General features: G+C 58.2%; 11 protein-coding genes. 3 read left to right on the top strand and 8 right to left on the bottom strand.

Going from position 1 to position 11482, the window contains the following annotated elements; genetic code table 11:
* Positions 1-25: 25 nt before the first annotated feature.
* From AC1DRJ_RS12225 to AC1DRJ_RS12200, 6 genes are all read right to left on the bottom strand, one after another.
* Positions 26-805, bottom strand: coding sequence for an N-acetylmuramoyl-L-alanine amidase (locus AC1DRJ_RS12225; RefSeq protein WP_477802373.1), 780 nt, complete (start codon positions 803-805; stop codon positions 26-28).
* Between the two features lie 104 nt (positions 806-909).
* A complete protein-coding gene (locus tag AC1DRJ_RS12220; protein ID WP_477802372.1) occupies positions 910-2829 on the bottom strand; it encodes a GGDEF domain-containing protein in 1920 nt (639 codons plus the stop codon).
* On the bottom strand, positions 2826-3704 hold the full coding sequence (locus AC1DRJ_RS12215; RefSeq protein WP_007947952.1) for an endonuclease/exonuclease/phosphatase family protein: 879 nt from the start codon (positions 3702-3704) through the stop codon (positions 2826-2828). The genes AC1DRJ_RS12220 and AC1DRJ_RS12215 overlap by 4 nt, the downstream gene beginning before the upstream one ends.
* 14 nt (positions 3705-3718) lie before the next feature.
* On the bottom strand, positions 3719-4360 hold the full coding sequence (locus AC1DRJ_RS12210) for a thiol:disulfide interchange protein DsbA/DsbL (protein WP_477802371.1): 642 nt from the start codon (positions 4358-4360) through the stop codon (positions 3719-3721).
* A gap of 200 nt (positions 4361-4560) precedes the next feature.
* Complete coding sequence (locus tag AC1DRJ_RS12205) at positions 4561-5190, bottom strand: c-type cytochrome (RefSeq protein WP_477802370.1); 630 nt, start codon at positions 5188-5190, stop codon at positions 4561-4563.
* Positions 5191-5236: 46 nt separating this feature from the next.
* Positions 5237-5527, bottom strand: a complete 291-nt coding sequence (locus AC1DRJ_RS12200; protein ID WP_477802369.1) for a c-type cytochrome — start codon at positions 5525-5527, stop codon at positions 5237-5239.
* Positions 5528-5718: 191 nt separating this feature from the next.
* On the opposite strand from AC1DRJ_RS12200, the gene yihA reads away from it, so the two are divergent.
* Positions 5719-6360 (top strand): ribosome biogenesis GTP-binding protein YihA/YsxC, encoded by a 642-nt coding sequence (gene yihA, locus AC1DRJ_RS12195; protein WP_477802368.1) that lies wholly within the window; start codon positions 5719-5721, stop codon positions 6358-6360.
* 301 nt (positions 6361-6661) lie between these two features.
* On the opposite strand, the gene polA is transcribed toward yihA, so the two are convergent.
* Positions 6662-9433, bottom strand: a complete 2772-nt coding sequence (gene polA / locus AC1DRJ_RS12190; RefSeq protein ID WP_477802367.1) for a DNA polymerase I — start codon at positions 9431-9433, stop codon at positions 6662-6664.
* A 74-nt stretch (positions 9434-9507) separates the two neighbouring features.
* On the opposite strand from polA, the gene AC1DRJ_RS12185 reads away from it, so the two are divergent.
* Together AC1DRJ_RS12185 and AC1DRJ_RS12180 are read left to right on the top strand one after the other, a co-directional pair.
* Positions 9508-9798: a DUF2782 domain-containing protein gene (locus AC1DRJ_RS12185; protein WP_007947945.1), complete on the top strand. Its 291-nt coding sequence runs from the start codon at positions 9508-9510 to the stop codon at positions 9796-9798.
* Between the two features lie 58 nt (positions 9799-9856).
* Positions 9857-10807, top strand: a complete 951-nt coding sequence (locus tag AC1DRJ_RS12180; protein WP_477802366.1) for a homoserine kinase — start codon at positions 9857-9859, stop codon at positions 10805-10807.
* 168 nt (positions 10808-10975) lie between these two features.
* Here the strand turns inward: AC1DRJ_RS12180 and AC1DRJ_RS12175 are convergent.
* Positions 10976-11482 (bottom strand): metal ABC transporter solute-binding protein, Zn/Mn family (locus tag AC1DRJ_RS12175; RefSeq protein WP_477802365.1); only part of this gene is annotated, 507 nt, incomplete at its 5' end.

Here is an 11482-nt window from a genome sequence, read left to right as displayed (position 1 = left end):
AGCCCTTACCGTCGGACGAGCGCCATTAATTTGTCTGATTCAGAACTTGCAGGAGCGCAGCCGATTCAGCGTCCGGCGTGCCGTCGAAGCGGGAAGGGCGGAAGTGCATCTGAAAAGCCGCCAACACATGACGCGTCGCTACGTCCAGTGCACCGGTTTGTGGCGTTTCATAACCCAGTTTGGCCAGTTGTCCCTGAAACCAGCTGATGCTCGGCAATTGCGCCGCGAACTGGGCTTGCTGGCGCGCCACGGCTTGCTCGTTCGGCCAGACCCCTATGCCTTCGGTGGCGAGGCGTTTCCAGGGGAACAGCGGACCTGGGTCGAGCTTGCGCAGTGGCGCGATGTCACTATGGCCGATGATCGAGCGAGGATGGATGTTGTAACGCTTGCTGATGTCTTTGAGCAGGACGATCAACGATTGCACTTGATCCTCACTGTAGGGGTACCAGACGCGTCCCGTAGGCGTGTCTTTGAAGCCTGGGTTGACGATTTCGATACCGATGGAACTCGAGTTCAGCCAGGTCCTGCCTTGCCATTGGCTTTCGCCCGCATGCCAGGAGCGAAAATTCTCGTCCATCAGCTTATAGATGGTGGCGCCCTTGTCGTCGCCAATCAGGTAATGGCTGCTGACTTCGCCATGGGTAAGCAACTGTAATGAGCGCTCCAGCGAGGCGTTGGTGTAATGCAACACCACAAACTGGATGCGACTGTCGTAATTGGTCGATGGATGGCTGGTGTCAATACGGGGGCCGCTGGCACAACCGGCCAACAGCAGTAGAGACGCAATGAGAGCAAGATATTTCATGGCAGGGAGCTGTATGCACAAGACAGTAATGCAACAGTGTAACGTACTGTTTTGAGTGCCGACGGCAAATGCGCTGTTTTAAACAAAATGGAACAAAATGGCCGTCAGCCGGCCTCCACCCGATTGCGCTCGGCGGTTTTGGCGCGATACAGCGCCTGATCGGCTCTTTTGAGTGCAACATCGCTATGTTCGCCGGGTTTTAGCGCCGTATGGCCGATGGAAATAGTGATGGTTACGGGCTCACCTTTGAAGTGAAAAGGGCAAGCCTCTATCGAGGCGCGCAGGGTTTCCAGTAGTTTTGCACCGACTGCTGGCGCCGTGCCGGGCATCAGGAGCACAAACTCCTCGCCACCAAATCGCGCGATGAAATCGGTGCCGCGCAGACGCTTGCGCAGCACGTTGGCGATGATCTTCAGCACCTTGTCGCCTGCCAAGTGGCCATAGTTATCGTTAATACGTTTGAAGTGATCGAGATCCAGCATGGCCAGCACCAGGGAATTGCCATGCCGCTGCCATTGGCCGACTTCGTGATTCAGGCGCTCGCTCCAGGCCGCTCGATTAGGCAGGCCGGTGAGCGGATCGATCAGTGCTTTCTGGCGTTGCTCTTCAAGGTGTTCACGGTAACCCAGCGCTTCCTGCTCCATGTGTGCCAACCGTTCAGCCAGACTGTTTAATCGTGCGGCAGCCGCTTGTTCCCGCTCGTCGCGCTGCTTCTGGTGGCGATCCATGGTGCCGAGCAAGCCTTCAAGATGGTTCTCCAGAATGAGCTTGAGGTCGTCCAGGTCCGACGCATCCTGCATGCTGCTGTGTAAGCCGTCGACCTGTTCACGCATCTGCGTATCCATCTGGCGCGCCGCAGAGCGGCTGTCGGCGTGGCCTTCGCTCGCGGCCTGCAAATTACTCTGGAAAGACTCCAGGCGTTCATTGAGTTGCTGTAAATAGGCTTCGAATTCGTGCTGGCCGCTGTCGTTTATCGCCAGCATCAAAGTCGCTAGATCGTCGAGAATCGGAATCAACTCATACCAGTTCAAACCATTATGAAGGCGATCGCGCATCGCTTCGGCTTGTGGTCGGTGACGTTCCGGTAAAGTCAGATCGTCAAGCAGGCCCAGCAGGGTGTCTTCGATGTGTTTGGCAACCGAGCTATAGGACGGCTCCGGTGAGTCGGGCAAGGCGTAGAGAAAGCGCTCAGGGTCGCTGTGCTCCGGATCGATTGTCGTGAAGGTCGGGGCCAGCTCATCAGGAATGATAAGCGCTTGAATCGGAGTGACGGGAGCGAGGAAGGGAAGGCTGGGCTCTTCCTGGTGTTCATTGTCCGACGCTGTTTGTGGCTCTGGAGTTGGCAGGCAAGCAGCGACTGCCTCAAGGGCGAGCGGAGCGATCGCGACTACTTCATTCGAGGCGTGATCGACATGCGCAATCTCGGCAGTCGGTTCCACAGGCTGTGCAGTCGTTGTGTGAACGGCAGGAGCCGCGACCTGAGGCACTTCCTCATCAGCTTCGCGGTTGCCGAACAGTCGCTGTAGAAAGCCGGGTCGGTCAGGTTCGGCCGGGTTTTCCAGCAGGCTCAGGGCTTTTCCTTGCAGGCCGCTCAGTTCGCTGAGCATTAACGGGATTTCGCGGGCCTGACTGACTCGTTCTTCGAGGTTTTTGGCAAAATTCTTGAGTGGTCGACTCACGTCCCGGGGCAACGGCAATGATTGCAGTTGCGCGACCAACGCAGTCAGTGCGGCGCCGGTCTGAATGATTCGGGTTTCCCGGCGCTTCTCGGAATCGAGCACGGCTTTTTCGAGTCGCGGCAGCAGAGCGGCCAAGCCGGCATCCATGTCATCGGTGCGCACGACGTCGCGCATCTCTTTCATGCATTGGTCGACGGCTTGGTCAGTGCCCTCCGCAGCCAGCGTGCTACGCACCAGCCCACGGCGCAGCAAGTCGAGCCGGGCATCCCAACGACGTTCAAGTTTTTCCTGTTGTTCGACGCTTTTGAGGTATTTCTCTTTCCAGCGCTGTGCTTCGTCGCTCATTCATGGGGTCCGCGTGGGGCAGGGCTCAACGCGGGTAATGCATCCGCCGTGAGCGAACCCGGCAGACGAATCTCTACCGCGACCGGCAGGTGATCGGAAATTGGTTGTGCCAGGACCTGGACCTTTTCAAGGGTCAGCGTAGGGCTGAGCAGAATATGGTCCAAGCAGCGTTGTGGGCGCCAACTGGGGAAGGTCGCTTCCAATTGTGGTGCGAGCAAGCCGAGGTCACGCAATGGGGAGTTTTGCAGCAAGTCACTGGCATGTGTATTCATATCGCCCATCAGCACCTGGTGTTTATAACCGCCGATCAACTCGCGGATGTAAGCCAGTTGCAGGCTGCGCACGCGAGCGCCCAGCGCCAGATGCATCATGACCACCACTAACGCCTCCGGACCCTCGCCGAAGCGCACCAGAATCGCTCCGCGCCCCTTGGGGCCCGGCAGAGGGTGATCTTCGATGGCCCACGGGCGCAAACGGCTGAGCACGCCATTGCTGTGCTGCCCGAGACGTCCGAGGTTGCGATTGAGCTGTTGATACCAGTAGGGGAAGGCGCCAAGTTGCGCCAGGTGTTCGACCTGATTGACGTAGCCTGACCGCAGGCTTCCGCCATCGGCTTCCTGCAAGGCGACCAGATCGAAGTCGCCCAGCAGGTTGCCGATTTTTTGCAGATTGTCGGCACGCCCGGTGTGGGGCAACAAGTGTTGCCAGCCTCGGGTCAGATAGTGCCGATACCGCTCGGTGCTGATGCCGACCTGGATATTAAAACTGAGCAAGCGCAAACGACTGTCTGCGGGCAAGCCCGTCGACTCCAGGTGATGTTCGTTGACCCGTGGATCATGCAGGCCAACAACGCGTTCAGTTCCCCAGCGGCGCATGGCAGTCGCTTCGCTTAGTTGGCGGCAGCCTTGCTAGCCGCTCGCTCTTTGTCGACCAGTGTATCGGCCAGTTTCAGGGCTTGCTCGGCACCGCCGGCAGAACCCACGTCAAAGCGATATTTACCGTTGACGATCATGGTCGGTACGCCAGAGATTTCATATTTCTTTGCAAGTTCTTTGGCTTTGTTGATCTGGCCTTTGATGGCGAAGGAGTTGAAGGTGGCCAGGAACTTGTCCTTGTCGACGCCCTGAGTGGCCAGGAACTCTGCCATTTCTTCTGGAGTGACCAACTTCTTGTGTTCTTTCTGGATCGCTTCGAAAACAGCCGTGTGAACCTGGTGCTCGACACCCATGGCTTCAAGGGTCAGGAACAGTTGGCCGTGTGCGTCCCAAGGGCCGCCGAACATCGCTGGAATGCGCACGAAGTTCACGTCGGAAGGCAGCTTCTCGACCCAAGGATTGATCACCGGTTCGAACGCGTAGCAGTGCGGGCAGCCATACCAGAACAGTTCCACGACTTCGATCTTGCCAGGCACGGCGACCGGAACCGGATTGGTCAGTTCCACATAAGGGGCGGCGGGGGCTTCGGCGGCTTGGGCAGTCATGCCGAACAGGCTGGCAGCGACGAATGCGGCGCTGATGATCAGATTACGCATGCTTTACTCCTGGACAATTTTGGTCGCCTCGCGCGACCTGTTTTTGGACAGGTCCTGGCGGGCTTGAGTTCTGTAGTGTAACGGCAGCGGCCACAAAAAAGGGCGGCCTAAGCCACCCTTTTTATACTTGCTGCGACGGATTAATCGAGCGTTAACGCTGCAAGAGATGTTCATCGCTCGCAACGCTCAATCAACCGGCCTTAGTGCAGGCCTTGGATGTAACTGGACACGGCCGCGATATCTTCGTCGCTCAGTCGTTTAGCGATGGTCTGCATGGTTTTGGCATCACCATCGTTGGTGCGTCCACCTTCTTCCTTGCGGAAATCGGTCAGTTGCTTGGCGACGTATTGAGCGTGCTGGCCGCCCAGGTGCGGGAAGCCGGCAGCGACGTTACCTGCGCCATTTGGTGAATGGCAACCGGTGCAGGCTGGCAGGCCCTTGGCCAAGTCGCCGCCACGGAACAGAGCTTCACCGCGAGCCACGATTTTAGGGTCGGCGGCACCAACACTGCCGGGCTGTTTGGCGAAGTAGGCCGCGATATCGGCGAGATCCTGGTCGCTCAGGTTGGTCAGCAGGCCGGTCATTTCCAGAACGGTGCGCTTGCCCGACTTGATGTCGTGCAGTTGCTTGGTCAGGTAGCGTTCACCCTGACCCGCCAGTTTCGGAAAGTTAGGCGCCATGCTGTTGCCATCCGGGCCATGACAGGCGCCACATACTGCGGCTTTTGCCTGGCCTGCGGCGGCGTCACCAGGTTTTACTGGCTCACCTGCAGCATGGGCAATGCCGGAGATCCCCACGGTCAACAGCAGACTCACGATCAATTTGTTCATCAGCTAATCCAACTACGGCTAAGGGTTAAAGAGTTATGGACCGGAATCACTCGCTCATCCACTGGATGATTGCCTGGTAATCCTCGGCACTGCAGTCCATGCACAAACCACGCGGCGGYATCGCCTTGAAACCCTGGGTCACGTGTTGCACCAGCGTCTCCATACCTTTCGCCAACCTCGGCGTCCAAGCTTCCTGATCGCCTTTTTGAGGGGCCATGGGTAGTTGGCCGGAATGACAGGCACCACAAACACGGTTGTACACAGCTTCCGGATCCTGTGTAGCCTGAGCGCTGTAAAGCGGCATCAAGACACCGGCAGCTAGCAGCCATTTCGTCATAAAACGACCTTTTCAGGGTTGAGAGCATGTTGCGTTCTAGTGCGCAATCAAGGTCAATCGCTCTCGTGATCTTCATCCTACGCTGGGACAAAGCGCACACAAAATCTGCGGCATTATATACTGGCGTCACTGAAACGGAAACGACACCGCTTGCCGCGTCCATTCCCGGCGCCGCCCACATCGGAAATCCCATGCAACTCAAGAATCCCATCCTCGGCCTGTGCCAACAGTCCACCTTCATGCTCAGCGCTGCCAAAGTCGATCAATGCCCGGACGATGAAGGCTTTGAAGTGGCCTTCGCCGGCCGTTCCAACGCCGGCAAGTCCAGTGCGCTGAACACCCTGACGCACGCCAGTCTTGCGCGCACCTCGAAAACTCCGGGGCGCACGCAGCTCTTGAACTTCTTCAAGCTAGACGATGATCGCCGTCTGGTCGACCTTCCGGGCTACGGTTACGCAAAAGTACCTATCCCGTTGAAGCTGCACTGGCAGCGTCACCTGGAAGCGTATCTGGGTGGTCGCGAGAGTTTGAAAGGTCTGATTTTGATGATGGACATCCGTCATCCAATGACCGACTTCGACTTGTTGATGCTTGATTGGGCCGTCGCCAGCGGCATGCCGATGCATATTTTGCTGACCAAGGCCGACAAGCTGACATACGGTGCGGCGAAAAACGTCCTGCTCAAAGTTCAGGCCGATATCCGTAAAGGCTGGGGGGATGCGATCAGTATTCAGCTGTTCTCCGCGCCAAAACGCTTGGGCCTGGAAGACGCCTACACTGTACTGGCGGGCTGGATGGAGCTGGCGGACAAGGGTGCTGAAGCTGCCGAGTAAGGCATCTGAGGCCAAATGGCAGGCAAAAAAAACCCCGGACTTCTATGGGGAGGGGGAAGTTCCGGGGCTCAAGTTCCGGACCGCTAGGGCGGGGTCCAGATTATCTGCCAACACTTAACACAACATAGGAGCATCGAAGGGCTTCACCAGCCATTCAGTAACTCTGAGTGGCAGTTGACGGGTTTAGTTCCGAAGAAGTTCCAAATAGATTGGAAATAAGCCCAGGCATTTTTCGATATAAAGCGCTCCGCGCTTTCTGCTGCGGCGCTATGCCGCAGCAGAAAACGCCTGATCAGACGGCTCAGTGAGCCTCATCCCAGTTATTTCCAACCCCGACCTCTACCAAAAGCGGCACATCCAGCTTCGCCGCATCGCTCATGTGGATACGAATCTCCTCGCGAACCTGATCGACCAAATCCTCACGCACCTCAAGCACCAATTCATCGTGCACCTGCAAGATGACTTTGGCGTCGAGGCCGGACGAAGTCAGCCAGTTATCCACGGCCACCATCGCTTTTTTGATGATATCCGCCGCCGTGCCTTGCATCGGTGCATTGATCGCCGTGCGCTCGGCGCCTTTGCGCAGGGCCGGGTTTTTCGCGTTTATTTCCGGCAGGTAAAGACGGCGACCGAAGATTGTCTCGACAAAACCTTGCTCGGCCGCCTGGGCGCGAGTGCGCTCCATGTATTGCAGCACGCCTGGGTAACGGGCGAAATAGCGGTCGATGTACGCCTGAGATTGCTTGCGATCCACACCGATCTGCTTGGCCAGGCCGAAAGCGCTCATGCCGTAGATCAAACCGAAGTTGATCGCCTTGGCGCTACGACGCTGATCAGTGGTCACATCCGCCAGTTCAACGCCGAAAACTTCGGCTGCCGTGGCTTTATGCACGTCCAGATCATTGCGGAAGGCATGCAATAACCCTTCGTCCTTGGCCAGATGGGCCATGATCCGCAGTTCGATCTGCGAGTAGTCCGCCGCCAGTAATTTGTAACCTGTGGGTGCCACAAACGCCTGACGAATGCGACGCCCTTCGGCGGTGCGGATCGGAATGTTCTGCAGGTTCGGATCGCTGGACGACAAACGCCCGGTCGCCGCCACGGCCTGATGATAGGAAGTGTGAATCCGGCCGGTGCGCGGGTTGATCTGTTCCGGCAGGCGGTCGGTGTAGGTGCTTTTCAGCTTGCTCATCGAGCGGTACTGCATCAGCACTTTGGGCAGCGGGAAATCCTGCTCGGCCAGTTCCGCCAGTACGGCTTCGGCGGTGGAGGCCTGGCCCTTGGCCGTTTTGCTCAGGACGGGCAGGCCGAGTTTTTCGTACAAGATCACGCCCAATTGCTTGGGCGAGCCGAGGTTGAATTCTTCGCCGGCGATGGCGAACGCCTCACGCTCAAGAGCGACCATCTTTTCGCCCAGTTCCACGCTCTGGATGCCCAGCAGATTGGCGTCGACCAACGCACCCTGGCGTTCAATCCGCGCCAGCACCGGCACCAGCGGCATTTCGATTTCGCTGAGGACTTTGCTCAGGCTCGGAATGGCATTGAGCTTTTCCTGCAACGTTTGATGCAGGCGCAGGGTCACGTCGGCGTCTTCAGCCGCGTACGGCCCGGCCAGTTCCAGCGAAATCTGGTCGAACGTCAGCTGCTTGGCACCTTTGCCTGCGATGTCCTGAAAACTGGTGGTGGTGTGATTCAGGTACTTGAGCGCCAGGCTGTCCATGTCGTGGCGGGTCGCAGTAGAGTCCAGCACGTAGGATTCGAGCATGGTGTCGAAAGCGATGCCCCGTACGGTGATGCCGCAACTCTGATCACCGCCGATGGCGCAATTCGCCAGGATGTTCATGTCGAATTTGGCGTGCTGGCCAACCTTGAGCTTGTTCGGATCTTCCAGAATCGGTTTCAGTGCGCGAAGCACAGTATCGCGGTCCAGCTGATCCGGCACGCCCATGTAGGAATGGGTCAGCGGGATGTAGGCCGCTTCGTTGGCTTGGACAGCGAAAGACAGGCCGACCAGTTGTGCCTGCTGCGCATCAATACCGGTGGTTTCGGTATCGAAGGCGATCAGCTTGGCGTCATTGAGCTTCTTCAGCCACAGGTCGAAATCAGCCTGGGTGAGGATTGTTGTGTATTTGAGTTCGGTCTCGGCGACCACTTCTTCAACCACTGGCGCAGTCACTTCCTGGCCGGAGCGTTTGGCGTCGCGCTGGTTGTCTTCGAACCAGCTCTTGAACTCCAGCAAGGTGTACAGCTCAGCGAGCTTGTCGTGATCCGGTTTACCCATTTGCAAGTCATCGAGGCCAATGTCCAGCGGCACGTCGATCTTGATGGTTGCCAGTTGGTAGGAGAGGAATGCCATCTCCTTGTGCTCTTCGAGCTTGGCCGGCAGGGTTTTCGCGCCGCGAATCGGCAGGGTCGGGACGATGTCGAGCTGTGCATACAGTTCGGTCAGGCCGCCATTGACACCCACCAACAGGCCGGAAGCGGTCTTCGGGCCAATACCCGGAACGCCCGGGATGTTGTCGGAAGAGTCGCCCATCAGTGCCAGATAATCGATGATCTGCTCCGGAGCGACGCCGAATTTCTCCTTCACGCCTTCCACGTCCATGCTGCTACCGGTCATGGTGTTGACCAAGGTAATGTGGCCGTCGACCAGTTGCGCCATGTCCTTGTCGCCGGTGGAGATGATCACCGGGCGATCCGCCGCCGCACTGCTGCGGGCCAGGGTGCCAATCACGTCATCAGCCTCGACGCCTTCGACGCACAGCAGCGGGAAGCCCAGGGCGATCACGCTCTGGTGCAGCGGCTCGATCTGCACGCGCATGTCGTCGGGCATGCTCGGACGGTTGGCCTTGTATTCGGCGTACATGTCATCGCGAAATGTCCCACCCTTGGCGTCGAACACCACGGCGAACGGACTGTCCGGGTACTGCTTGCGCAGACTCTTGAGCATGTTCAACACGCCCTTGACCGCACCGGTCGGCAGGCCTTTGGAAGTGGTCAGCGGTGGCAGCGCGTGAAAGGCGCGGTACAGGTAAGAAGAACCGTCCACCAGGACGAGGGGGGCTTGGCTCATGAGCAGGATCAACCTTTTCGGCGGGTCCGGCGCTAGAATAGCGGGACCGTTGACGACAAAGGGACAAGGTTATCATGCGCACACTAAATCGCCTGTTGCTGGCTGGCTTGTTTGCAACTGTTCCATTAGCCGTCATGGCGGCGGACGATGCGCCGACAGCGGAACCGGAAGTTACGATCCGCACGGAAGGGGACAAGGTCATTCAGGAGTACCGTCAAAACGGTTTCCTGTATGCGATCAAGGTCACACCGAAGGGCGCCCCGCCGTATTTTCTGGTACGCGCCGATGGTACAGATGCAAACTTCATCCGTTCGGATCAGCCGGATATGCTGATTCCGGCGTGGAAAATCTTTGAGTGGAAGTAGTTTCTTAATTTCAATTGGCGCTGGCTCACGAGCGGCGCCCGTACTGGCAGTTTTAACCATGTCTGTGTTCACCCCCCTGGCTCGGCCCGAGCTGGAAACCTTTCTCGCCCCTTATGGCCTTGGCCGCCTGCTTGATTACCAGGGGATAGCTGCCGGTAGCGAAAACACCAATTTCTTTATCAGCCTGGAGCAGGGCGAATTCGTCCTGACCCTGGTCGAGCGCGGCCCGGTCGATGAAATGTCGTTCTTCATTGAACTGCTCGATGTCCTGCATGAGGCGGACTTGCCAGTGCCTTACGCCCTGCGCACCACCGATGGCGTTGCCTTGCGCGAACTGGCCGGCAAACCCGCGCTGCTGCAACCGCGACTGGCCGGCAAGCACATCAAGCAAGCCAACGCGCAGCATTGCGCGCAAGTGGGCGAGTTGCTTGCACACCTGCACCTGGCCACCCAGGCCAATATGATCAAGCGCAAAACCGATCGTGGTCTGGACTGGATGCTGGAGGAGGGCACGCAGTTTCTCTCCCACCTGAATGCCGATCAAAGTGATTTGCTGAAACGGGCGCTGGATGAAATCGCCGAGCAGAAGGTGAAAATCCTGGCGCTGCCGCGCGCCAATATCCATGCCGACCTGTTTCGCGATAACGCTATGTTCGAAGGCACGCACCTGACCGGGTTGATCGACTTTTACAACGCCTGCTCCGGGCCGATGCTCTACGACGTGGCGATTGCCTTGAACGATTGGTGTTCGGACGACGACGGATTGCTCGATGGGCCGCGTGCACGGGCCTTGCTGGGGGCTTATGCGACGTTGCGTCCGTTCACCGCGGCTGAAGCCGAGCTGTGGCCGACGATGCTACGCGTGGCGTGCGTGCGGTTTTGGTTGTCACGGTTGATCGCGGCAGAATCTTTTGCCGGGCAGGACGTGTTGATTCACGACCCGATGGAGTTTCAGTTGCGGTTGGCGCAGCGGCAGAAGGTCAGCACACCGCTACCTTTCGCCCTCTGATTTGAAGTGAGGAAGCTTGCCTGTGGTGAGGAAGCTCGCCTGTGGCGAGGGGGCTTGCCCCCGTTGCAGTGCGAAGCGCTGCTTGGCTATTTATTGAGCAGACCTATTGTGGGGCTGCTTCGCAGCCCAACGGGGGCAAGCCCCCTCGCCACATAGGTTCTGTGTTGGTTACAACGACTCCAGACACCCCGCCAAATCATTCCCCAGCTTCTCCAGCACCTGCTCATATCCTTGAGCAGTCGCCGGTGTATACCCGCCCAGCGCATCCAGTTCCGCCAGTTTCACCGGCAAGCCCGATACCAGCGTTTCCGCCAGGCGCGGACGCAACGGCGGCTCACTGAACACGCACGTTTTACCGACTTGCTGCAGCCGCGTACGCATCGCCGCGACGTGCTGGGCGCCGGGCTGGACTTCGGCTGCAACGCTGAATACGCCGGCGTGTTTCAAGCCATAGGCGTCTTCGAAATAGTCGAACGCTTCGTGGAACACAAAGTACGGCTTGCCCGCGATCCCCGCCAACCGAGCCTTCAAGCGCATGTCCAGCGCGTCCAGTCGTTCATCGAACGCTTTGAGGTTGCTCTGATAACGCGCCGCATTTGCCGGATCCGCTGTACTCAGGTCGGCGGCCATTTTTGCGGCGATAACCCGGGCATTAGCCGGTGACAACMACAAATG

It is taken from the genome of Pseudomonas sp. P5_B2, assembly GCF_056400445.1.
Note: the sequence above shows the minus strand (reverse complement) of the source record. Positions and strands in the feature narration are given on the sequence as shown.

Coding starts and splice junctions, on each gene's coding strand:
- AC1DRJ_RS12225 (WP_477802373.1), bottom strand. CDS start 805: ATGAAATATCTTGCTCTCATTGCGTCTCTACTGCTGTTGGCCGGTTGT.
- AC1DRJ_RS12220 (WP_477802372.1), bottom strand. CDS start 2,829: ATGAGCGACGAAGCACAGCGCTGGAAAGAGAAATACCTCAAAAGCGTC.
- AC1DRJ_RS12215 (WP_007947952.1), bottom strand. CDS start 3,704: ATGCGCCGCTGGGGAACTGAACGCGTTGTTGGCCTGCATGATCCACGG.
- AC1DRJ_RS12210 (WP_477802371.1), bottom strand. CDS start 4,360: ATGCGTAATCTGATCATCAGCGCCGCATTCGTCGCTGCCAGCCTGTTC.
- AC1DRJ_RS12205 (WP_477802370.1), bottom strand. CDS start 5,190: ATGAACAAATTGATCGTGAGTCTGCTGTTGACCGTGGGGATCTCCGGC.
- yihA (WP_477802368.1), top strand. CDS start 5,719: ATGCAACTCAAGAATCCCATCCTCGGCCTGTGCCAACAGTCCACCTTC.
- polA (WP_477802367.1), bottom strand. CDS start 9,433: ATGAGCCAAGCCCCCCTCGTCCTGGTGGACGGTTCTTCTTACCTGTAC.
- AC1DRJ_RS12185 (WP_007947945.1), top strand. CDS start 9,508: ATGCGCACACTAAATCGCCTGTTGCTGGCTGGCTTGTTTGCAACTGTT.
- AC1DRJ_RS12180 (WP_477802366.1), top strand. CDS start 9,857: ATGTCTGTGTTCACCCCCCTGGCTCGGCCCGAGCTGGAAACCTTTCTC.